Source organism: Candidatus Proelusimicrobium volucris (genome assembly GCF_959605025.1).
GTDB classification, from domain to species: Bacteria; Elusimicrobiota; Elusimicrobia; order Elusimicrobiales; family Elusimicrobiaceae; genus Proelusimicrobium; species Proelusimicrobium volucris.
Map to the genome: position 1 here is coordinate 1 of NZ_CAUHCY010000005.1, position 20,594 is coordinate 20,594.

At 45.0% G+C, this 20,594-nt stretch carries 24 protein-coding genes and 1 pseudogene; 8 read left to right on the forward strand and 17 right to left on the reverse strand.

What is annotated here, in order from left to right; translation table 11 throughout:
- Together ACQY3M_RS05445 and ACQY3M_RS05450 are read left to right on the forward strand one after the other, a co-directional pair.
- Positions 1-300 (forward strand): annotated as a pseudogene (locus tag ACQY3M_RS05445) (hypothetical protein); the annotation flags it as partial.
- A gap of 1 nt (position 301) precedes the next feature.
- Positions 302-517, forward strand: a complete 216-nt coding sequence (locus tag ACQY3M_RS05450; RefSeq protein WP_428066579.1) for a hypothetical protein — start codon at positions 302-304, stop codon at positions 515-517.
- Positions 518-847: 330 nt separating this feature from the next.
- Here ACQY3M_RS05450 and nrdD (ACQY3M_RS05455) read toward each other — a convergent pair whose 3' ends face one another.
- From nrdD (ACQY3M_RS05455) to ACQY3M_RS05475, 5 genes are all read right to left on the reverse strand, one after another.
- Positions 848-1,060 carry an anaerobic ribonucleoside-triphosphate reductase gene (gene nrdD / locus ACQY3M_RS05455; protein ID WP_428066580.1) on the reverse strand — a complete coding sequence of 71 codons (213 nt, stop codon included), beginning with the start codon at positions 1,058-1,060 and terminating at the stop codon, positions 848-850.
- Between the two features lie 171 nt (positions 1,061-1,231).
- Positions 1,232-1,615 (reverse strand): hypothetical protein, encoded by a 384-nt coding sequence (locus ACQY3M_RS05460; protein WP_428066582.1) that lies wholly within the window; start codon positions 1,613-1,615, stop codon positions 1,232-1,234.
- A 526-nt stretch (positions 1,616-2,141) separates the two neighbouring features.
- The gene (locus ACQY3M_RS05465) at positions 2,142-2,522 is read right to left on the reverse strand and encodes a VOC family protein (RefSeq protein WP_428066584.1); all 381 of its coding nucleotides are present in this window, start codon (positions 2,520-2,522) and stop codon (positions 2,142-2,144) included.
- Positions 2,523-2,566: 44 nt separating this feature from the next.
- On the reverse strand, positions 2,567-3,304 hold the full coding sequence (locus tag ACQY3M_RS05470; protein ID WP_428066586.1) for an acyl-[acyl-carrier-protein] thioesterase: 738 nt from the start codon (positions 3,302-3,304) through the stop codon (positions 2,567-2,569).
- 73 nt (positions 3,305-3,377) lie between these two features.
- Complete coding sequence (locus ACQY3M_RS05475) at positions 3,378-4,592, reverse strand: iron-containing alcohol dehydrogenase (protein ID WP_428066587.1); 1,215 nt, start codon at positions 4,590-4,592, stop codon at positions 3,378-3,380.
- A gap of 122 nt (positions 4,593-4,714) precedes the next feature.
- Between ACQY3M_RS05475 and ACQY3M_RS05480 the strand changes: the two genes are divergently transcribed.
- On the forward strand, positions 4,715-5,161 hold the full coding sequence (locus tag ACQY3M_RS05480; protein ID WP_428066589.1) for a methylglyoxal synthase: 447 nt from the start codon (positions 4,715-4,717) through the stop codon (positions 5,159-5,161).
- Between the two features lie 63 nt (positions 5,162-5,224).
- Here the strand turns inward: ACQY3M_RS05480 and ACQY3M_RS05485 are convergent, their stop codons facing one another.
- Complete coding sequence (locus ACQY3M_RS05485; RefSeq protein WP_428066591.1) at positions 5,225-5,980, reverse strand: hypothetical protein; 756 nt, start codon at positions 5,978-5,980, stop codon at positions 5,225-5,227.
- A 55-nt stretch (positions 5,981-6,035) separates the two neighbouring features.
- Here ACQY3M_RS05485 and ACQY3M_RS05490 point away from each other — a divergent pair, with 55 nt between their 5' ends.
- The 5 genes from ACQY3M_RS05490 to ACQY3M_RS05510 all read left to right on the forward strand — a co-directional run bounded on the left by ACQY3M_RS05490 (position 6,036) and on the right by ACQY3M_RS05510 (position 11,166).
- A complete protein-coding gene (locus ACQY3M_RS05490; protein WP_428066592.1) occupies positions 6,036-7,226 on the forward strand; it encodes an aminopeptidase in 1,191 nt (396 codons plus the stop codon).
- Between the two features lie 302 nt (positions 7,227-7,528).
- Positions 7,529-9,574: a ribonucleoside triphosphate reductase gene (locus ACQY3M_RS05495; RefSeq protein WP_428066751.1), complete on the forward strand. Its 2,046-nt coding sequence runs from the start codon at positions 7,529-7,531 to the stop codon at positions 9,572-9,574.
- 115 nt (positions 9,575-9,689) lie between these two features.
- The gene (nrdD, locus tag ACQY3M_RS05500; RefSeq protein ID WP_428066593.1) at positions 9,690-9,884 is read left to right on the forward strand and encodes an anaerobic ribonucleoside-triphosphate reductase; all 195 of its coding nucleotides are present in this window, start codon (positions 9,690-9,692) and stop codon (positions 9,882-9,884) included.
- Positions 9,885-9,926: 42 nt separating this feature from the next.
- Positions 9,927-10,541 carry an anaerobic ribonucleoside-triphosphate reductase activating protein gene (locus ACQY3M_RS05505; protein ID WP_428066595.1) on the forward strand — a complete coding sequence of 205 codons (615 nt, stop codon included), beginning with the start codon at positions 9,927-9,929 and terminating at the stop codon, positions 10,539-10,541.
- 52 nt (positions 10,542-10,593) lie between these two features.
- Positions 10,594-11,166 carry a LemA family protein gene (locus ACQY3M_RS05510; protein WP_428066597.1) on the forward strand — a complete coding sequence of 191 codons (573 nt, stop codon included), beginning with the start codon at positions 10,594-10,596 and terminating at the stop codon, positions 11,164-11,166.
- Between the two features lie 240 nt (positions 11,167-11,406).
- Here ACQY3M_RS05510 and ACQY3M_RS05515 read toward each other — a convergent pair whose 3' ends face one another.
- The 11 genes from ACQY3M_RS05515 to eno all read right to left on the reverse strand — a co-directional run bounded on the left by ACQY3M_RS05515 (position 11,407) and on the right by eno (position 20,582).
- The gene (locus tag ACQY3M_RS05515) at positions 11,407-12,501 is read right to left on the reverse strand and encodes a GNAT family N-acetyltransferase (RefSeq protein WP_428066598.1); all 1,095 of its coding nucleotides are present in this window, start codon (positions 12,499-12,501) and stop codon (positions 11,407-11,409) included.
- Between the two features lies 1 nt (position 12,502).
- A complete protein-coding gene (locus tag ACQY3M_RS05520; protein WP_428066600.1) occupies positions 12,503-13,693 on the reverse strand; it encodes an aminotransferase class I/II-fold pyridoxal phosphate-dependent enzyme in 1,191 nt (396 codons plus the stop codon).
- A 58-nt stretch (positions 13,694-13,751) separates the two neighbouring features.
- A complete protein-coding gene (locus tag ACQY3M_RS05525) occupies positions 13,752-14,219 on the reverse strand; it encodes an adenylyltransferase/cytidyltransferase family protein (protein ID WP_428066602.1) in 468 nt (155 codons plus the stop codon).
- Positions 14,203-15,579, reverse strand: coding sequence for an acetyl-CoA carboxylase biotin carboxylase subunit (accC, locus tag ACQY3M_RS05530; RefSeq protein WP_428066603.1), 1,377 nt, complete (start codon positions 15,577-15,579; stop codon positions 14,203-14,205). Before accC ends, ACQY3M_RS05525 begins: the two co-directional genes overlap by 17 nt.
- Positions 15,580-15,582: 3 nt before the next feature.
- Complete coding sequence (locus ACQY3M_RS05535; RefSeq protein ID WP_428066604.1) at positions 15,583-15,957, reverse strand: acetyl-CoA carboxylase biotin carboxyl carrier protein; 375 nt, start codon at positions 15,955-15,957, stop codon at positions 15,583-15,585.
- A gap of 174 nt (positions 15,958-16,131) precedes the next feature.
- Complete coding sequence (locus ACQY3M_RS05540) at positions 16,132-17,040, reverse strand: RluA family pseudouridine synthase (protein ID WP_428066606.1); 909 nt, start codon at positions 17,038-17,040, stop codon at positions 16,132-16,134.
- Positions 17,012-17,791, reverse strand: a complete 780-nt coding sequence (lgt, locus tag ACQY3M_RS05545; protein ID WP_428066607.1) for a prolipoprotein diacylglyceryl transferase — start codon at positions 17,789-17,791, stop codon at positions 17,012-17,014. The genes ACQY3M_RS05540 and lgt overlap by 29 nt, the downstream gene beginning before the upstream one ends.
- A complete protein-coding gene (locus tag ACQY3M_RS05550) occupies positions 17,769-18,422 on the reverse strand; it encodes an HAD-IB family phosphatase (protein ID WP_428066609.1) in 654 nt (217 codons plus the stop codon). The genes lgt and ACQY3M_RS05550 overlap by 23 nt, the downstream gene beginning before the upstream one ends.
- Entirely contained in the window at positions 18,419-19,045 is a 627-nt protein-coding gene (locus ACQY3M_RS05555) for an MBL fold metallo-hydrolase (RefSeq protein WP_428066610.1), read from the reverse strand. Before ACQY3M_RS05555 ends, ACQY3M_RS05550 begins: the two co-directional genes overlap by 4 nt.
- Positions 19,042-19,317 (reverse strand): FtsB family cell division protein, encoded by a 276-nt coding sequence (locus ACQY3M_RS05560; RefSeq protein ID WP_428066612.1) that lies wholly within the window; start codon positions 19,315-19,317, stop codon positions 19,042-19,044. The genes ACQY3M_RS05555 and ACQY3M_RS05560 overlap by 4 nt, the downstream gene beginning before the upstream one ends.
- A complete protein-coding gene (gene eno / locus ACQY3M_RS05565; protein WP_428066614.1) occupies positions 19,314-20,582 on the reverse strand; it encodes a phosphopyruvate hydratase in 1,269 nt (422 codons plus the stop codon). The genes ACQY3M_RS05560 and eno overlap by 4 nt, the downstream gene beginning before the upstream one ends.
- Positions 20,583-20,594 lie beyond the last annotated feature (12 nt).

Consider the following 20,594-nt stretch of genomic DNA (forward strand, 5'->3'; position numbering starts at 1 on the left):
TGCCGGATAGGAACGGCAAAATTTTTTACACTTCTATTGCTTCTTTATCGCACATTAGTAAAAATAAACGGATTAAAATGCGTTAGTTGGACGTATACAGTACACGCAGAAGATAAGATTGGGAATAGCATGGATCTTAGACATGTAGGCCGTTTTGATACTCCCACCAAGGCAAGCACCTACATCCGGAAAAATGATGGTGCGTGGGAGTTCTTTAGCAACTTTGAAACCTGTGAGACAAATACCACCGCACGAGAGTCTCTGTTGAATATGTGGGGCAATAAAAAGAAAGGAGCATAATATGACCGAAAAAGAGAAATTGGAAGTAATTAAACATTCTTACGAAGTGTTGCAGGGTCTTGTGAAAGACCTTACGGAAAGAGTAAAGGATGCCCAAGAAGGCATTGCCACCTCGGACCAAAACCTAATAATGGGTAGTTTGTATGGTTTGGATTGCACAGCAGAGCGGATTAGAAACGTTTATGCAGTAATGACCTACCTACACCAGGGGAAATAAGGAGTGTTTATGAAAAAAATCCGATGCCCCAAATGTGGCGAAATCATTGAAGGCAAACCCGCAATTAGCCAATTAGATAATAAGACTAAACTATGTTGCTATTGCGCTGATTTGGAAATTCCATTGATTAAACACCTATATTACTAAACAAAGAAAGAAATGCCCTAATTGTGGCCGATACATGGTAGGTTATCCGGCAATCAGCCGAAAGGATAACAAGACGGAAATCTGTAGCACGTGCGGATTACTGGAAGCACTAGATGCCTATAAAAATAGGGGTTAGAAATTAATCTAACCCCTTGTCCTTCCTGCCTAAAGAAAGCGGATGTACTAGCAAACCTCACACGGGCGTTTAGCGTTTTCCACGTTATAGGTGCGCCGAAGAGTGTATTCCTCTTTCTTGCCCTTATTCCAACCCTGTACGGGCCGCAAATAGCCCACCACGCGGCTATACACTTCGCATTTAGTGCCATGTACTTCTTGCAGCTCTTTTTTAATATCGGAAATCTTGTTCTCAATAACTTGTCTTTCTTGCGCTGTCATACTATATTTTCCTCCTGTTAACGCAAACTAGGGTTAATATAATATTTTTTTAGGAATTATTCCATTTTATTTTTGCCCCCACAATAGCGGATATGGCAGGGCTTACCTGTCTTGCGGCAGATACACTCCCAAAAGTAATGGTCGTACTCTTTGTAGGGGCAATGTTGCATACTAGTCCTCTTGGGCTTTCTTCGGGCCGAAAAGGGCCTTAATTTGGGCATTCCAGTCCTTTGTGAGCAGTTTGTTTAAGGTTGAAACAGCCACCGCAATAAGCCACTTTACAAGCGAACTGGCAAACGGCTTAATGTACCAAGGCAATTTGTCCTTAATCAGAGGCAAGATGATATCGGATGCGAGAGTGGATTTTTGGGCCGAGGTCAGTTCCACCTTGCCATTTTCCACTGCAGATACCACCAAGGGCAATACCTCTCCGGTTAAGTCCAGCCAAGTAGTCTCCGAACCTGCAACTACAACTCGTTTAAGTTTTGTGCGTAACTCGTCCGTGTTGATTAATTCTTTTACTTCATTTAATACTTCTGTGTTTACTCTTACCATTACAAATAGGGGCTAGAAATTAATCTAACCCCTTTTACTATTGCCTACAGCAAGCGGATGCACTAGCAAACCTCACAAGGAGTCTTGGCATTTTTCTAGCCCACATTGGCTTTAATTCTTCCAAAGTAAAATTGAAAAATTTTACCTATTCTTCAAGGCGCTTAAATTACAACAATTATAAATCCCTGAAAACAGATTTGAAATTAAGAATTTTTGGCTAAATTTTCTATTAATTCCCTGTTTTGTTTTTAGGGAATTTAGATTGATTGTATAGGGAAAACATAGCCAAAACAGACGAAAAAAAACCAAAAATTAACATTTTCCCTGTATTTACCCTGTTTAACAGGGAATTTAAGGCAAAAAACATCAGCATATTGCTGCCCACACTACACACTCCGTTTTTTATTTAATAGTTCGGTAAATTGTTTTGGGCGCGGCTTTTGGGGCCGTGCTTTTTTATTGGGCTTATTTCGTTATGCGGATTAAATTAAAAGGCGGATTTTAGCCGCGTTTTTTATCGGTTATATTACTTTGTAAGTTCTATAAGGTTGTCGTCCGGATCCGCAATGACGCTTTCGTAATATCCGTCGCCCGTTATTCTTGGTGCGCTTAGGATTTTATGTCCGTCTTTTTCCAGCTTGGCGGTCAAAGTGTTTACGGCTTCTTCGCTTCCCAGCGAAAAAGCCAAATGCGCGTATCCCAAATGCCCTGTTAAGATGTTTGGCTCTAAATCGGTTTTATGCATAATCTCCAGTCTGGCGCCGCTTTGAAAAGAGAGAAAATAACTTTTAAAACCCGTAGCTTTGTTATGATATAACGCCCCCGCTTCGGCGTTAAAATATTTAACGTAAAACTCTTTTGTTTTCTCCAAATCTTTTACGTATATGGCGACATGTTCTATTTTCATAATCCCAAAATTAAAAAGCCCCGCCTTTTAAGCGGTGCGAAACTTTACTCCCATTTTGTGTAAACCGCCGCGATTTCCTTATCGTCTAAGGGGCGTTTTAATATATGCCAATAACAATCTTGGCCCGCAGTATACAGCTTTGCTAGCACTTCATCGCCGTGGCGAACTTCCGCTTTGAAGTATATGATAATCTCAGCGAGGGTTTTGCCTTCCGTTCTTTCCGCGCTCAGGCTTTCCAGCGCCCAAGCCGAGAAATGGCTGTTGTTTACGTGGTTGTTGCTATCCAGATCTTCAAGACGGGCGGTCAATTTAACGGTATTTAGAAGTTCGCCCAGTTCCGTTTCGCGCGGGGGTTTCTCCATAGATGGCTCCATAATCGGGGCGGGGTTTTTGTCGTTTAAGTCTATTAAGCTTTGCGGCGAGCGGGTTATTTTGCGTTTATTCAAATCCATAATCAGCCACCAGCTTACGCCTTTGGCGATATGTTCGCCCGCTTCGTTAAACATAATGAAATCCCTTCGGCTTTGTATTTTGTCGGAATAGCAGTGCCAAGTCTTTACTTTTATTTTTTGGGATCCGCCGACTATAGGCTTTAATATTTGCATTTGCAGCTTGGTCAGTATCCACGCTACGCCGTTTATCGAGAGCTCTTCCCAACCATAGGAAAGGTTATGGGCGTCTATGCCCGCGGCTTCCTGAAAGTAATTTTGCAATACCCAAACGGGTATTTGGCCCTTTGGGTTCATTTCGTGGTATCTGGTTTTAAAAATTTCTTCCTGCATAGTATCCCCCTTAAGGCTATTTTATCAAAAAAAGGCTCTCCCTAAGGAGAGCCTTTTAATTGTTTATGGCAAGTTATTTATTGTAAGGAGTCAAAGATTCCTGATATATGGCTTTGACTCTTTCTTTGGTGCTTTCATTGGGTGCCATGCTGAGCAGTAGCCCCAAAGACGGAGTCGTGAAGGCAAGCTCCGTCATTTTGTCCACGTCCTCTTCGTGGAAGCCTTCGTCTTTGAGCTTTGCCGTAGAACCTACCGAGAACAGCCATTTTTCCACTGCCTTTGCCGCGTCTTCGGCTTGGCTCGGGCAGCCGCTGAGGCCCGGAGCTATCGGCGCGAGCACCGCGGCTAAAGTGTGGGACTTCTCGGCATATATTTGCTTGACCACCGCCGGAAGCAGTATCGCCAGGCCGAGCCCATGGGTAAGTTCCGGTTTTACGGCGCTGAGCGGGTGTTCTAGGGCGTGGGTATAGTGCAAAAGCCCGTTATCAAAACTTACGCCCGCTATCAATGCGGCATAAGCCAAGAAGTAGCGCGCTTCCAAATTGTGGGGATCTTTCAGCGCTATAGGCAGATATTTGCCGACAAGCTGCACCACCGACACCGCCAAATCTATCGAGAACGGCGAAGCAGCCTTTGTCGTAGAGGCCTCCACTACGTGGTTTACCGCGTCGATAGATACGTATCTGGTCTGGTTTTCCGAAAGATTCGCCATTAAGGCCGGGTCGTCTATGGAGTACATAGGATATATGCAGTCGTAAGCGATGGCGGGCTTGAAATTCTTCTCAAGTATCGTTACTACCGCAAAACGGTTGGCTTCGCTGCCGGTGCCATGTGTCAGGTTGATGGCAATGATCGGGGCGGCTTTTTCCGGCGTGAATTTAAATTCGTACAATTCTTCCGCCGTTTTGCCAGGGTTTTCCATCAGTATAGCCACGCTCTTGCCAGCGTCTATGGCGGAACCTCCGCCTATCGCGAGCATTGCTTTGGCGCCAAATTCTTTGGCCATTTTCGCCGCTTCGTTTACCTGATGGGTATTGGGGTTGGGCGTTACGCCGTCATAATGAACATAGGTTATATTATGGTTTTTTAAAGCCGCCTGAACATAATCCCAGGCGCCGGTCTTTTTGTAGGCCCCTTTACCGGTGACTACTACCAATTTGTCCAAGCCCTTCGCTTTTAGATCTTTTGCTATATCTTCTATCTTTTTTATCGCGCCCACTCCGAAATATACAGTAGTGCGTACGCGTATTTCTTTAACTTCATTTATGTCAATGTCTTTTTCCCACATACATCCCCCTTATTTGTTTAAACTCCAGTTATATTATATCCGTACTTGTTCAACTTATCAAGGTATCGTCTAGGGTTGCGCTTTGGGGTAAATTATATAGAATAATATCAAAGGGGGAAAATATGCCTTTAATGAAAAAATGCAAAAATATCGCCTTGGTGGCGCATGACAACAAAAAGAAAGATTTACTTGAATGGGCTGTTTACAATAAAGGATCGCTTCTTAAACATAAACTCTGCGCTACGGGTACCACCGGCGCTTTGCTTAAGGATGCTTTGGGCTGTGAGGTGCTGCGATATAACAGCGGTCCTTTTGGCGGAGATCAGCAGATCGGCGCGGCGATAGCGGAAGGTAAAATAGATATACTTATCTTCTTTTGGGATCCCCTGAACCAGCTGCCGCACGACCCTGACGTCAAAGCGCTTTTGAGGCTTGCCGCCGTTTGGAATATACCGGTAGCGTGCAACAGGGCTACTGCCGATTTTTTAATTTCCTCGCCCCTGTTTGACAGCGAGTACGAAAACGTCCTCCCCGATTATAAACCCTATTTGGAGAGATTCAACAAATAGGAAAAATATACAAAGCAGAGCCTCTTCTTAAGAAGAGGCTCCGCCTAATATTGAAAGAGAAACTTAAAAGAAAGTTATCAAAAAGGAAAGTATCATTCCAGAAGAATAGCCTGCTACATTGGCAAAAAGCGTGAGACCGAAAATTTCTTTACACAGCCTTCTTTTTGCAAAGAATAGGCAAAGAAGTACAAACTCCACCAAAAATGCCGCCGTCCATAATATGCCATCGCTTTGTACATAATTTGCAAACATCAGCCAATTCAACGGTATGGTAATTAAGTTTAAAACGAGGAATGCTAGAAATACCCCCGCGGGCAATTTGTTCATGTATACAAAGACTGCCGCAGCGAGCGCTTCCGCCAGAAAGACGAAAATTATCGCGCTGATTATGTAACCTTTTGTAAGGTGATCCGGCGCAAGGGGGACTTCTTCCCGTTCCACCTTCAAAGCGTCGGGCGTTACGGTTACGCGCATGGCATTTTTTCTGCCGGCGGGTTTTGGGAATACTTCCGATTCGCGTAGGGTGCCGTCTTCAAATTTAACTATAAGTTTTTGGTAGGGGCTAAAATCGTAAGATACCGCATAGCAGGAAATCTCGTCGCAGTTTAACGCTTGTATGCCGAACTTTCCCAAAGGTTTGGGATCAAGGCACTGATTATCTTGACATTGCAGCTGTTCGCTTTGATTTGCCGCTATTTTTACGGGGGCAATTCCGTCGAAATGGAAAGTATAGCTTATTTGTTCGGCCGGGGCGATATCGGCATGGGCAGATAAAGACATGGCCATAAAAGCAATAAGGGTAAAAAGAAGTTTTCTCATATTAGCCGCCTCATATTTTTTGTATCATAAATATTATATATAAAAGGAGAGAAAAATGGACCTTAAAAAATACGCCGATATAATGATTTTTGCTTTAAAGTCCGCAAGAAAAGGCGGGAAGTTCAAACAGGGCGAAAATATTCTCGTAAGCTATGATATGCCCGCCCTGCCGCTGGCCGAAGAAATTTATGCCAAACTGATAGAAGAAAGATTCAATGTCGTTTTAAGACCCTACGCTACGGAGAAAATGTCTAAAATCTTATATACCAAAGGCAGCGACAAACAAATAAAGTTTATGCCTCCGTGGGAAAAGCTCTTTACCGAAAATCTTAACGGGTTAATCGCTTTAAGAGCGCCGCAGGATTTGGCGAACTTAAAAGATGTTGACCCCAAGAAAATAGCACTCGCCACTATCGCCAGGAAACCCGTGCGGGAAATTATGGACGATAGGGAGGAGAGAGGGTTGTTCTCTTGGACCCTGGCCAATTTCCCTACCGAGGGCCTTGCCAAACAAGCCGGTCTTAGCATAAAAGAATATGAAGCGCAAATAAAAAAAGCCTGTTTCTTAAACGAGAAAAATCCCGCCAAAAAATTCGCCGAGGTTACCCAAGCCATAAACGAAGTTAGCAAAAGGCTTTCCTCTTTGCCGATAGCCAAACTGCGCACCCAGTCGGAAAGTATGGACCTGGAGATACTTTTAGGCGAGAAGCGCCGCTTTATAAGCGGCGGCGGCTGCAATGTCCCTTCTTTTGAGATTTTTACCTCGCCCGATTGGCGTGGTACCCGCGGCGTCTATTACAGCGATTTGATGAGCTTTAGAAACGGAAACTACGTAAAAGATATCCATCTGGAATTTAAGGCGGGGCGCGTGGTAAAGGCCAGCGCGGGACAGGGGGAAGACTTCCTAAAAAAGATGCTCTCTTTGGACAGAGGCGCCTGTCAAATCGGGGAATACTCTTTGACAGATACCAGATTCTCCAAAATAGACCGCTTTATGGCCGATACCCTATATGACGAGAACTTCGGCGGCAAATATGGCAACAGCCATATAGCTTTGGGCTCCAGTTACAGCGATACTTTCAGCGGGAATATCGCCAAGCTCGACAAGAAACTTAAAAAAGAGCTCGGTTTTAACGAATCCGCGTTGCATTGGGATTTGGTGAATACGCAAAATAAATTGGTCAGCGCAATACTAAAAAACGGGAAACATTTGACTATTTATGAAAATGGCCGTTTTTTGGTCTGATTGAGAAAAAATAGCCTCAAAAAATAATCTAAAAACAGTAAAAAAACGCTATTTGTCCACAGTGGTAAACACTGTGGACAAATGTTTATTTCTCCGACGTAAAAAAACTTGTTGATAAGTCCCTAAAAATCTTTTCTTAGACGTGATTTGAAATCTTTGGCCAACTTATGTAGAATTTTAAAGGCGATAAGCTGAAAACGGCCTGTTTTTTATGTTTTTAAAGGTGTATTTATCAACTTTTATCCACAACATAAGCCGTTGTTAAAACTTTTAAAGAGGATAATGCCATGCCCAATAACGATATTCTGCTGAAAATCATCAAGAGAGACGGAACGACCCAGGTTTTTGATTCCAAGAAAATAACCGATGCCATATATAAAGCCGGACAGTCGACCAATGAATTTGACTTGGATACGGCCAAGAAACTTACCATCAGAGTGGTGAATATTCTTCAGCAGCTTTATTCGGAAATTACCCCGAGCGTGGAAAATGTGCAGGATGTTGTGGAAGATGTGCTTTTGACCTCCAATTTCCATAAAACGGCGAAGGCCTATATATTGTACAGGGACCAGCGCGCTAAGGTAAGGGAAATTTCTTCCAAATTTAACGTTGAGTTGGTTGACCAATATTTGCAGAAGCTGGACTGGCAGGTAAACGAAAACAGCAATATGGGCTATTCCCTGCAAGGGCTTAACAATTATGTATCTTCGGAAATAACGAAGATCTACTGGCTTAATAAAATATACCCCGAGAATGTAAAGAAGATGCACACTTCCGGCGATTTTCACTTACACGATTTGGGCCTTTTAGGCGCATATTGCGTAGGCTGGGACTTGCAGGATCTTTTGATAAGCGGTTTTAAAGGTGTGGCCGGCAAGGCGGAATCCAGGCCGGCAAAACACCTGAGAACGGCTTTGGGGCAGGTTGTAAACTTCTTTTACACTTTGCAGGGAGAGAGTGCCGGTGCCCAGGCGTTTTCGAACTTCGACACCTTGTTGGCGCCGTTCATTTATTATGACAATTTAAGCTATAAAGAGGTAAAACAGGCCTTGCAGGAGTTTCTGTTCAACGTGAACGTACCTACCAGGGTAGGATTCCAAACGCCGTTTACCAACGTAACTATGGATTTTGTGGTGCCTTCTTATTATAAGAATCAGGGCGTTATAATCGGCGGACAGATACAGGATAAGAAATACGGGGAGTTCCAAAAGGAAATGGATATGTTCAATAAAGCGTTTTTGGAACTTATGTTAGAAGGCGACGCGAAGGGACGCGTATTTACCTTCCCTATCCCTACCTATAACATAACAAAGGATTTCGATTGGGATAATCCGGCCTATAAACCTTTGTGGGACATAACGGCTAAGTACGGCATACCGTATTTCGCGAACTTCGTAAATTCCGATATGAATCCGGAAGACGCGCGTTCCATGTGCTGCCGTTTGAGAATAGATAACCGCGAACTTAACCGCCGCGGCGGCGGGCTTTTTGGATCGGCTCCGCTTACCGGTTCAATCGGAGTGGTAACGATAAATATGCCCAGGATAGGCTATTTGGCCTCTACGGAAGAGGAGTTCTTTAAACTTTTGGAAGATAGAATGGACGTCGCCAAACTGAGCCTTGAGATCAAAAGAAAGGTAATAGAGCGCTTTACCAGCGCCAACTTATACCCTTATATGAGCTTCTATTTAAGGAGCGTAAAGCAGCGTTTTAACGAGTATTGGAAGAACCATTTCTCCACAATCGGACTTGTGGGTTTGAACGAGGCTTGCTTAAATCTTTTGGGCGAAAGTGTCGGCAGCGAGAAAGGCAGGAAGTTCGGCGTAAAGGTTATGGACTTTATGCGCGCCAAACTCATAGAGTATCAAAAGGAAACCGGCAACAATTATAATTTGGAAGCGACGCCGGCGGAAGGAACCTCTTACAGATTGGCCAAATTGGACAGGGAGAGATTTCCCGATATTATCGTGGCCGATAATGAACAGGCCGCGCAGGGCAGGCCTCCTTTCTATACCAACTCGAGCCAGCTGCCGGTTAACTATACCGACGACATTTTCGAACTGTTGGACTTGCAGGACGAGATACAGGCGAAATATACCGGCGGGACGGTGCTTCATATCTTTATGGGCGAGAGGATAAAAGATACGGAAGCGTTAAAGAGGTTTATCAGGAAAGTATGCGAAGGTTATCAGCTGCCGTATTTCTCGATAACGCCGACTTTCAGCGTATGTCCCAAATGCGGATATATAGAGGGTGAACATTTTGAATGCCCCAAATGTAAAGCCGAGAAGATAGAAAACATAGAAAAGCAGATAGCGCTCCTCGAGGAGCAGCTGTACAGCAAGTAAAAGATTTGCTTTGTAAATAGAGCAAAGGACCTACAAAAAAATGGGTCTTGTTAGTAAAAAAATAATTTGCAAAAATAATAAAGGCGGCCAAAAAAGCCGCGTAGGAGGAAGGTTTATGACAGCACAAGAAAGACACAATATAGAAGCAAAAATTTCCGAACTTAAAGCCGCGAAGGAAGCGGTAAAAGGTACGAACTGCGAAGTATATTCCAGAGTAGTAGGTTATTTAAGGCCGGTACAGAACTGGAACAAAGGCAAAAAGGAAGAGTTTGCGCTTCGCAAGAATATAAAACTTTCGTGCGGGTGCTAGTTTTTTAAATTGATATTTTTATCCTAAGGCAGGTGTGTAGTAGTGAAGATTAGCGGACTTTTGAAGTTTTCAATGATAGATTTTCCGGGCAGTATTTCTGCCATAGTATTTACGCAAGGTTGTAATCTGCATTGTGCATATTGTCATAATCCGGAACTTATACCGCCTGCCCAGGATAAAAATAACGCCATAGCGGAAGAAGATATTTTAGACTATCTTAATATGCGCAGGAAGGCGCTTGACGGGCTTGTAATAACAGGGGGAGAGCCAACTCTTCAGCCTGATTTGGAGCAATTTGCCGAGAAAGTCAAGGCTATGGGTTACCTGATCAAGCTGGATACCAATGGCACCAATCCTGCCGTATTAAGAAGACTTATCGATAAAAAACTGCTGGATTTTATAGCCATGGACATAAAGGCCCCGTTTGAAAAGTATGAGGCCATCTGCGGCAAGACTAATCTTGACGCGGTAAAGGAAAGTATGGCCATGATTATATCTTCCGGTATAGACTACCAATTTAGAACCACCTACTATAAAGAAGTGCTTAACGATGCTGACATCGAGGCCATTAAGGCGATGGTGCCGGATCAAAGCAAATTCAAACTGCAGGAATGTCTGCCCGTAAAGAAGAAAGATGTTCTTAAAATAGAGCATTAGTCTGTCTTTTCCCGTTTTTGTATAATATATAGGTATTTTACGGGAGGGTTTTATGTTAACGGGAATAATTTTAATTTTGATTATCGCGGCGCTTGCCGTTGGTTTTTACGTTATAAGCATATATAACGGGCTTATCACTTTAAAGAACAGGGTAAAAGAGGCCTGGAGCGACATACAGGTACAGCTTAAAAGGCGATACGATCTTATACCGAACCTGGTTGAAGTGGTAAAGGGCTATGCCGCGCACGAGAGTTCCACCTTGCAAAAAGTGATAGAAGCGCGCAATATGGCTATAAACTCCCAAAGTGATATGGCGCAGCAGGCCCAGGCGGAAAATATGCTTACTTCCACGCTTAAAAGTTTGTTTGCCGTATCGGAAAACTATCCCGATTTAAAGGCTAATCAGAATTTTTTGAAGCTTCAGCAGGAACTTACGGAAACGGAAGACAGACTGCAAGCGGCGCGCAAATTCTATAATACCAATGTAAATCAACTTAATATAGAGATAGAATCTTTCCCGTCAAATATAATCGCCAAGCAATTTAAATTCGAAAAAGCAGAGCTTTTTAAACTTGATGAGGACGAAGCCGCGCAGGCACAGAAGGCTCCATCCGTTAAGTTCTAAGATTTTTGGCGCTCTAAAAGCCCCGCGCGCAAAAGCCGGGGCTTTTTTATGTATTTGGGAATTGTCTTCGCTTTTAAGAGCTTTGCGGGAGAAAAAATCCGGTAAAAAATCATTTTTATTTCTCCTAAAGTCTGCTTGTATTTTTAATTTTAAAGGCAGTGCCGTTTTATTTCGTATAAGTATATGCCCAATAAAAAAGCCCGCATTTCTGCGGGCTTAGATATTTTAGGCGATTTATTCTTATATGTTTTTTTGGTAAAGGCGGTAAGTCTTGGTTTTTTTACAGCCCGCTTCCTCTATTACCGATATTATCGCTTTATTATCCTCAAGCATCCAGGAAAGTTCAGCCTTGTTCCAGCCTTTTGCTATGCCGTTGTCTACGACATGTTTTACCAAGAGAAGTTCCAACCCTCGTCCACGGTGTTCAGGATGTACGCCCAGCATTATCATACGGCAATCGCGTATTTTCCGCCAAGCCAGCAGTGCCTTTGGCAGTTTAAAAGGATTTAAATTGCCGTTAAGTATTTTTAATACGTGGTTCATATTGGGTATTGAAATGGCAAAGCCCGCTGCCTCTCCTTTAATTTCTATCATACACGTAAGTTCCGGCTTGACTATCATCTTTAATTGTTTTGCCGTATCGTTTATTTCGGCTTCCGTTATGGGTACAAAACCGTAGTTTTGGCTCCAGGCAGCATTGTATATTTCGCGTACGTATTTGACTTCATTGTCAAAATCGTTCATATTGATGGAGCGTATGGTAAGTTCGGGATTTCTCAATATGCGGAGGATAATTTTTTCCATACGCGGCGAAAAGCTGTCCTTATCAGTCCTTTCAAAAGCGAGTAGATCTTTGGCTTTTTCAAGCCCTGTACTTTTCAGAAGTTCGTCGTAGTATGGGAAATTGTAAGGCATCATTATACAAGGCATGGAGTCGAAGTTGTCGCTCAGTACACCGCAGGTATGGTTGGTGCTTGGGTTTACCGGGCCGCGTATGGCGTCTTTGCCTTTTGCTTTAAGCCAATCAGCTGCGGCTTGTATTAAGGCTCTTGCCGTTTCGGGGTTGTTTTCGCACTCAAAAAAACCGAAAAACCCTATATTATCGCCCGCATGTTTATTGTGGTTTTCATTGACTATGGCCGCTATTCTGCCTACGGCTTTACCATTGCGCTTGGCCAAAAAAAGTTCTCTTTCGGCGTGAAGCCAAAAGGGATCTTTGGTCAAAAGGTGTTTAGTTTCGGTTTTAAGTTCGGGCACATAAAACTCGTTTCCCTTGTATAAATCGAAAGGGAAAGCTATAAACTCCTTAATGTCGGCTTTTTCTACTTTGCACATTTTATTTTATTATGCCCAAAGCCCTGCCCGCATTGGCGAATACTTCTATAATCCTATCGATTTGTTCGTCGGTATGGGTAGCCATGAGCGTAACCCTCATCATGCATTTGTTTGGCGGTACGGCCGGCGGAATAACCGGCGTGGTAAATATGCCGCCGTCGAAAGTGGCACGCCACATTTTAAAGCAGTTTTCCATGGTACCGATAAATACCGGCACTATCGGTGTCTGCGTGGCGCCGATGTTAAAACCGAGTTTCTTAAAGCCTTCTTTTAAGCGTTTGGTATTGGCCCAAAGTTTGTCTTTGCGGGACATATCGTCCCAAATCAAATCCAAAGCCTTGCTTATGGAGGCTATCGACGCGGGCGGCAAAGCCGCGGAGAATATCTGGCTCCTGGCATTATGCCTTATATAGTGGATAACATCTTCGTCGCCCACCACGAATCCGCCTACCGTCGCGAAGGTCTTTGAGCAAGTACCTACGACCAAATCCACTTCACCGTTTTCAAGTCCGAAGTGCTCGCAGGTTCCGCGTCCTTTTTTGCCGAGTATGCCGGTAGCGTGGGCGTCGTCGACAATAATCCTTGCGCCGTATTTCTTTGCCAGTTTGACTATCTCCGGCAGATTGCAAATATCGCCTTCCATGCTGAATACGCCGTCGACTATGATGAGCTTGCCTTTACTGTCGTCTATTTTTGAGAGTATGCGCTCCAAATCTTCCATATCATTGTGTTTAAAGCGCACCATTTCCGCTTCGGAGAGTTTTACTCCGTCCAGTATGCTGGCGTGATCAAGTTTATCTACTATGGCGACGTCACCTTTTCTCAGCAAGCTGGATATTACGCCCAAATTCATCTGGTAACCCGCAGAAAATATCAATCCCGCCTCTTTTCCTTTAAACTTTGCCAATTTGGCTTCAAGCTCGTCGGCGTATTGCGTGTTTCCGTTTAAAAATCTGGATCCGGCGGAACCAGTACCCCTGGATAAAGCGGCTTCCGCGGCGGCTTTCTTCATTTCGGGATCATTTGCCAAGCCCAAATAATTGTTCGAGCCCGCCATAATGTATTTCTTCCCGTTTAATTCTATTTCAGGCGCCTGCGCCGAAGATATCGGCTGGAAGTAGCCGTAAATCCCCAAACGCATTAAAGCTTTAGCGTCTTTAAAGTTCCTGCATTTCTCAAAAATATCTGCCATAGTCTTTTACCTTCAATTTATTTAATATAGTTTTATCGTTTTAAAGATAAACTTAAATCTATTTTTGCGCCGCTTTCTTTATGGTATTTGTCGTGGAGCGGCCTTCAAGCAGCGGGAAAAGCGCCACTTTTTTGGCAAATTCCCGGCCGACGACTTGATCTTCTTTGTAATCGGCCCCTTTTATAAGTACGTCGGGCTTTATCAGTTTGATAAGCTCATAAGGCGTATCCTGATCAAAAATAGCTACGGCGTCCACCGCCTGCAAGGAGGCGCATACCAAAGCTCTGTCCTGCTCATTGTTAATCGGGCGGGAAGGGCCTTTTAAACGTTTTACAGAAGCATCGCTGTTGATACCCAAAACAAGAATATCCGCCTGCTCTTTTGAAAATTCCAATATGCTGACGTGCCCCGCATGCAATATGTCAAAGCAACCGTTGGTAAAAGCGATGCTTTTGCCTTGCGCTCTTTGTTCTTTAAGATAATCCTCAAGCTGGGGCCAGGTAAGGATTTTATTTCTTGCTTTCATTTTTCTTTATAATCCTTTCCACCAAGCCGGTATTCATATTGCCGCTTGCGAAGTCCTCGTCGTTTACCATTATTTTATGGAAGTCCAAGGTAGTCGTTACGCCTTTGACATAAAATTCGTTCAAAGCTCTTCTGCTGCGTTTTAAAGCTGTTTCTCTATCCGGCGCGAAGACTATAAGCTTCGCTATCAAACTGTCATAAAAAGAAGGTATAGTATAGCCGGCGTGTACGTGAGTGTCGAGTCTTACTCCCAGCCCGCCCGCGGGTATCCATTCCTCTATCGTGCCGGGGCAGGGGATAAAATTACTTTTATAGTCTTCGGCGTTGATGCGGTGCTCTATCGCGTGACAGCGCACTTCAAGCGCGCGCTGGGCGCTGATGTCGAGCTTTTTGCCTTGCGCTATGTCTATTTGCAGTTTTACCAAGTCCGTCCCGCTGACGAGTTCCGTTACCGGATGTTCCACCTGCAGACGGGTGTTTACTTCCATAAAATAGAAGTTATGGTTCTCGTCCATCAAAAATTCTACCGTACCCACGCCGCTGTAATTAGCCGCTTTTGCCAAGCGTATGGCGGCGGAGCAAAGCTCTTGCCTGACTTTGTCGGTAACGAAAGGAGAGGGCGATTCCTCGATAAGTTTTTGGTTCTTGCGCTGCATGGAACAATCCCTTTCCGGGAATGCCACTACATTGCCGTAATTGTCGGCCGCCATTTGCACTTCTATATGGCGCGGGTTTAAAACCAGCCTTTCAAAATATACTCTGCCGTCGCCGAACGCAGCCTTTGCCTCGCCCTGCGCGGTATCAAGCGCTTTTTGGAAATCTTCTTCCCCGAAAGCAGGGCGCATGCCTCTTCCGCCGCCGCCCATAGTCGCTTTTATCATTATCGGGAAACCGACTTTCTTTGCCGCTTTAAGAAAATCCTTTTCTACAACGCCGTCCGAACCGGGTATTACCGGCACCTTGGCGGAAATAGCCAAAGCTCTGGCGTGTGCTTTCTCTCCAAGTTTTAAAATGGCTTGGGGAGTGGGGCCGATAAAAGTCATGCCGTTGTCTATGACGGCTTGTGCAAAGCGTGCGTTTTCCGATAAAAAGCCGTAACCGGGGTGTACCGCTTGCGCCCCGCTGATTTTGCACGCGGCTATTACCGCGTCTATATCCAAATAGCTGGAGGAGGACGGCCCCGCGCCTATACAAACGGCTTCGTCGGCCTGGCTTACGTGCGCGGAATATTTATCCGCCTCGGAATATATAGCTACGGACTTTATGCCCATCTCCTTTAAAGTGCGTATAATGCGCAGCGCTATTTCGCCCCTGTTGGCGATTAGAACTTTAGTAAAAGGTTTTATAGTTTCTTTAGTCATAGTCTATGGCTCTATAAAGAAAAGAGGCTGGCCGTATTCCACTGCCGCGCCTTCCGAGGCTAAAATGATTTTTAAAGTCCCTTTTACGGGTGAGGAAACCTCTTTTACGGTTTTGTTCATTTCGACATAACCCAAAATATCGCCCTGTTTTACGGCCATATTTTCTTTAACGGTTACGGCTTTGCCTTTTTTGCCCAAGCCGTATATGCCTACCGCAGGCGCTTTTACCGCCGTAAGTTTGCAAGAAAAATCGGACGCTTTGGGGTTTTTCGCCGCGGTGGATATTTCCACGCTGACGCCGTCTTTTTTAAACACTACTTCCTGTAAATCGGTGGTTTTGGACCACGCTATAAAATCCGAAAGGGTTTTCGTATCCATAAAATCTCCTTGTATATACATATTACCATTTATGGAATAATATTGAAAGTTTTAAGGGATATTCCGATATATCTCTTTATAATCTGTTTCCGTTAGTTTTACCGTTATTTTTAAAAACAAAAACGGGGCGATATTGCCGCCCCGTTTGTTTTGCCGATATTAAAAAGGTGTTTTTTAGATTTTTCCTTCTTTTATCTTTTCCCAACAGCCCGCGAAATCTTTTGGCGGTTCCGCTTGAAAAGAAAGTCTTTTCCCGGTAAAAGGGTGCGCAAATTCCAGCTTTCTTGCGTGAAGCATCAACCTGGGCGCCTGCGCGCCTTTGTAAAGCCAGTCGCCCAATACGGGGTATCCCAGCCAGCTCATATGCACGCGCAGCTGATTTGTCCGCCCCGTTTTAGGGCGCAGTTCCATAAAGCAGAAGCCGTTGGCCCGTTCTTTAACTTTGTATTCGGTTATAGCCTCTCGTCCGAGGGGGGAGGCTTTTATTTTCCCGCCGCTCACCCTGCCGATAGGGACGTTTATTATCCCCTCGTCCTGCGGCAGATTCCCGCAGCAAATGGCGTTGTAGGTCTTTGACATTTCCCTCTCGGCAAACATCGCGCTTGCCGCCTGTTGGAAGTCCTCGTTTTTCGCGATTAGCATAATGCCGCTTGTTTCCCTGTCCAAGCGGTGCACGAGCCCCGCTCTGGGCGGATTTTCAAAGTTTTTTATTTTGCTTTTCAGCAGGGCGCTTACCAAAGTTTCCTCCATATTGTCCAATACTTCTGGATTTTCCTCCCAGGAGGAGCTTTGCGGGTGCACTAAAAGTCCGGCGGGTTTGTTGATTACCAAAAAGTCTTTGGTTTCCGCTACGGTTATGTCTTTTATATTCAAACTGACGGAACTTTGCGGCCAGTTTATTTCCACTATGTCGCCGTCTTCAAGCGGCCAGGAGGGTTTCCTCTCTTTCCCGTTCACCGATACCGCCCCGCCTTTTATCAGGTTCTGTATAAAATTCCTGGGATAATTTTCGCAATATTCCGTAACGAAAATATCCAAACGTTTGCTTTTGCCCTCAAATATTATCGTTTGCTTTTTTTGCATAATTCCTCTTAGCCAAAAAGGCCGCGGTCGCCGCCGCCAAAATCAGCGCGATTATCTGCGAGGGCGAAAGCCCAAGGAAAAATCCGCCTCTGTCGTCGGCGCGCATAAATTCCGTAAAAAATCTTATCAGCGAATAACCCAATACGTATGCCGCGGTTACATTGCCTTCTTTTTGGGGTTTTTTCGCCATTTTGTTAAGCGTCAGAAAAAGTATGAATACCAAACCCGCTTCTATAATTTGCACGGGGTAAAGCGCGTGGCCGTGCAAATGGTCCGGCACCAGCGAATCGGAATCTGTAAAATGAACGCCCAAATATTGCGGGGCTTCTTTGCCGTAGCAGCAGCCAGCCAGAAAACAGCCCACTCTGCCTATGGCGTGGCCAAGGGCGACTGCCGGCGCAAAGAAATCCGCCGCTTTAAAAAACGGAATTTTATTTTTTCTTACGGCCCATAATCCCGCCGCTCCCGCGCCGATAAGCCCGCCGAAAAACACAAAGCCGTAGCGCAGTTTTTCAATTAAAGTCGAAGCGGAAAAAGCGTCGTAATTAAACAATATAAAAAATAATTTACCGCCTATCAGCGCGCCCAAAATAAGATAGAAAATAATATCGAGCAGCTTATCTTTGTTTAAGCCCAGCCGCTCTCTGTATTGAAGGCAATAAAATATCGCCGCCAAATAACCCAGCGCCGTCATTACGCCGTACATCGGTATGGCTTTGCCGAAGATCTCAGGCAGCAGATAAGGATACATTTTCCCTCCGTAACAAGGCCAAAGCGGCGGTATAATCTTCAAAATGGTTATACGGAATAGCGTTCTTTTGGAGCAGGGCGGCAAGCCTGGAAGTCGCAAATATCATATCCGCCGCTTTTGCCGCGTTGAAATCGCCCGGCCCGTCGCCGAAGAATATTACTTTATACCCCAGTTCCTTATAATGCCTTACTCTGGATTCTTTAAATTCTTCCATACTAAGCCCGTTATAATTGGGGAAAGATACTTCTATGCCTTCGGGCTTTATTACGCCCGTAACGCTGCCGATGTCTATCGGGCCGCAGTCAAAAGCCCTGAGTACGGGCTTGATGTAAATGTCAAGCCCGCCCGATGCTATTTCAAATGGAATATTATTTTCTTTGGCGTAGCGGCACAGCTCCTTAAAGCCTGGGCGCACCAAAGCCTTTTGTAATATTATCGCCTCAAAATCCTCTTTCGTGGTTTTTACCGAGCCGAAATGGCTTTTCATCCATTCGCGCGCGTCGGCTTTACTGTTATAGGCGTGTTCTATTTTTTGCGGGGTCGTAAGCCCGTAATGAAGGCACAAGGCATTGCCTATGTCCTCGGTAGTGATGGTTCCGTCAAAATCGGTAATAAGGGCGTATTTCGTCATATAATGTCTTCAAAGTTATCCGGCTCCCTCAAGGCCATTTTGATAAAGGGATTATTTTTTACTTCCTTCTCTATTGTGGTATTGCCAGTGCCGTCCGCCCCGTAGGAATGGCCCGCGTAGACTATGGTTTTGCCGGGCAGTTTTGCCAAACGTTGGAGGCTTTTTGACATCTCCCTCGGGTTGGATCCCGGCAAATCGGTTCTGCCGCAGGCATTGGGGAATAGCGTGTCGCCCGTAAAAAGTATATCGCCTATTTTAATGCATACGGAGCCTTTAGTATGCCCGGGCGTGCTTAAAAACTCCACGTTCAAGCCCGCTATTTTTGCCTTATAATCGCCTTGATAAGTGATAAGGTCCTCTTCCGGCAGATTGCTGTTATAGGCGTCGGCCGCGTTGATGTATCCTTTGATTTTATATTTTGTCATCAATTCGTGCGAGCCGGTGACGTGGTCATAGTGGCCGTGCGTAAACAGTACGGCTTCGGGCGTCAGTTTTTCTTCTTCTATAAGTTTATAGATGGCTTTCATATCCCAAGTGGGGTCTATTATCAAAGCCTTGCCTTTGTGTTCCACTACATAGGTGCAGTTGGCCATTTCGCCAAGTTGGAGAATGTATACTTTCATTTTTCTATCCTAAATTCAATTTCGCCCGGCTTTACCATATGGTATTTGACGCGCGCCGTCCTTTGCAGATAGGAGGTATCGCCGTCCAATATTTTTTGGTATTCCTCGGTAAGTTCTTTATATTCTTCGTCAAGAGCGGCGGAATGGGCGTTGAGTTTTTTCAGCTCAAAGATATTGTGCATCAAACTGAAGAAATTTCCGTTGAACAGAAGTATCGCCGCCATCGCTGCCGCTATTATCAAAAAAGTTTTCGCTTTCTTTATAAAACTCATTTCGCAAACACCGTATCTTTAGCGTAAAGCGCCTTTTTGCCCAGTTCCTCTTCTATCAGCAAAAGGCGGTTGTATTTAGCCAAACGTTCGCTTCTGGCGGGTGCGCCCGTTTTTATGGCGCCCGCGTTTACGGCTAGTGCCAAATCCGCTATAAAACTGTCTTCCGTTTCGCCAGAACGATGCGAAATTATGCAGGAATAGCCCGCCGCCTTGGCCAAATATATCACGTCTATCGTTTCGCTTACGCTGCCTATCTGATTTAATTTTATCAAAATTGAATTGGCCGCCTTTTCCGCTATGCCCCGCTCCAGACGGATTTTATTGGTTACGAACAAATCGTCGCCCACTATATTTATCTTCTTGCCCAGCTTGGCCGTCAAATGGCGCCAGCCGTCCCAATCGTCTTCGTGAAGAGGGTCCTCTATCGAAAGCAGCGGATAGCGTTTAATCCAATCGCCGTAAATTGCCGTCATTTGGGCGGAAGTCTTGTTTTTGCCTTCAAATTTGTAAAAGCCGTTATGATAAAATTCGCTCGCCGCCGCGTCCAGCGCGAGGCTCATTTTTGGGTATCCCGCCTTTTTAGCCGCTTCGATAATTGTTTTTAACACATCGGAGTGTTTGCTTATTTTGGGGGCGAAACCACCCTCGTCGCCTACCGCGGTCACCATACCCTTTTTAGCCAAATCCTTTTTTAGAACGTGATACGTTTCCGCCGCAGCGCGCAGCGCTTCTTTGAAAGACGGCGCGAAAGCGGGCACTATCATAAATTCCTGTACGTCCAGGCCGCTGTCGGCGTGTTTGCCGCCGTTGATTATGTTGAGCATCGGCGTAGGCATCAGCCATTTCTTTTCTTTAAGGCCGTACACTTCCCTTATGTGGCGATAGAGCGGCTTTTTCGCCGACGCGGCGCCCGCCCTCAAGGCGGCCATCGATACCGCCAATATCGCGTTTGCGCCCAAGCGGGATTTGTTTTTTGTTCCGTCCAAATCCAGCATTGCTTGGTCAAGCGCACGTATATCGTTAACGTCTTTGCCTTTAAGGATTTTCTCTATTTTCGATATGTTCTTTACGGCCTTGAGTACGCCTTTGCCGTTGTAGCGAGAGTCATTGTCGCGCAGTTCCAAGGCCTCGTGGCTGCCTGTTGAAGCACCGCTTGGTACGGCTGCGGAACCTGCCGCGCCGTCTTGCAAGACGATGTCGGCCTGCACGGTGGGAAAACCGCGCGAATCCAGAATTTCTCTCGCTTTTACCGCCTTTATCTTCATACTTATACCCCC

Bases quoted from the DNA above. Each gene is read 5' to 3' on its own strand.
- ACQY3M_RS05520 (WP_428066600.1), bottom strand. From the start codon at position 13,693: ATGGCAGATATTTTTGAGAAATGCAGGAACTTTAAAGACGCTAAAGCT.
- ACQY3M_RS05510 (WP_428066597.1), top strand. From the start codon at position 10,594: ATGTTAACGGGAATAATTTTAATTTTGATTATCGCGGCGCTTGCCGTT.
- nrdD (WP_428066580.1), bottom strand. From the start codon at position 1,060: ATGACAGCGCAAGAAAGACAAGTTATTGAGAACAAGATTTCCGATATT.
- ACQY3M_RS05540 (WP_428066606.1), bottom strand. From the start codon at position 17,040: ATGCAAAAAAAGCAAACGATAATATTTGAGGGCAAAAGCAAACGTTTG.
- accC (WP_428066603.1), bottom strand. From the start codon at position 15,579: ATGACTAAAGAAACTATAAAACCTTTTACTAAAGTTCTAATCGCCAAC.
- nrdD (WP_428066593.1), top strand. From the start codon at position 9,690: ATGACAGCACAAGAAAGACACAATATAGAAGCAAAAATTTCCGAACTT.
- ACQY3M_RS05470 (WP_428066586.1), bottom strand. From the start codon at position 3,304: ATGCAGGAAGAAATTTTTAAAACCAGATACCACGAAATGAACCCAAAG.
- ACQY3M_RS05450 (WP_428066579.1), top strand. From the start codon at position 302: ATGACCGAAAAAGAGAAATTGGAAGTAATTAAACATTCTTACGAAGTG.
- ACQY3M_RS05475 (WP_428066587.1), bottom strand. From the start codon at position 4,592: ATGTGGGAAAAAGACATTGACATAAATGAAGTTAAAGAAATACGCGTA.
- ACQY3M_RS05485 (WP_428066591.1), bottom strand. From the start codon at position 5,980: ATGAGAAAACTTCTTTTTACCCTTATTGCTTTTATGGCCATGTCTTTA.
- ACQY3M_RS05460 (WP_428066582.1), bottom strand. From the start codon at position 1,615: ATGGTAAGAGTAAACACAGAAGTATTAAATGAAGTAAAAGAATTAATC.
- ACQY3M_RS05525 (WP_428066602.1), bottom strand. From the start codon at position 14,219: ATGAAAGCAAGAAATAAAATCCTTACCTGGCCCCAGCTTGAGGATTAT.
- ACQY3M_RS05465 (WP_428066584.1), bottom strand. From the start codon at position 2,522: ATGAAAATAGAACATGTCGCCATATACGTAAAAGATTTGGAGAAAACA.
- ACQY3M_RS05535 (WP_428066604.1), bottom strand. From the start codon at position 15,957: ATGGATACGAAAACCCTTTCGGATTTTATAGCGTGGTCCAAAACCACC.
- ACQY3M_RS05555 (WP_428066610.1), bottom strand. From the start codon at position 19,045: ATGAAAGTATACATTCTCCAACTTGGCGAAATGGCCAACTGCACCTAT.
- ACQY3M_RS05490 (WP_428066592.1), top strand. From the start codon at position 6,036: ATGGACCTTAAAAAATACGCCGATATAATGATTTTTGCTTTAAAGTCC.
- eno (WP_428066614.1), bottom strand. From the start codon at position 20,582: ATGAAGATAAAGGCGGTAAAAGCGAGAGAAATTCTGGATTCGCGCGGT.
- ACQY3M_RS05515 (WP_428066598.1), bottom strand. From the start codon at position 12,501: ATGTGCAAAGTAGAAAAAGCCGACATTAAGGAGTTTATAGCTTTCCCT.
- ACQY3M_RS05480 (WP_428066589.1), top strand. From the start codon at position 4,715: ATGCCTTTAATGAAAAAATGCAAAAATATCGCCTTGGTGGCGCATGAC.
- lgt (WP_428066607.1), bottom strand. From the start codon at position 17,791: ATGTATCCTTATCTGCTGCCTGAGATCTTCGGCAAAGCCATACCGATG.
- ACQY3M_RS05550 (WP_428066609.1), bottom strand. From the start codon at position 18,422: ATGACGAAATACGCCCTTATTACCGATTTTGACGGAACCATCACTACC.
- ACQY3M_RS05560 (WP_428066612.1), bottom strand. From the start codon at position 19,317: ATGAGTTTTATAAAGAAAGCGAAAACTTTTTTGATAATAGCGGCAGCG.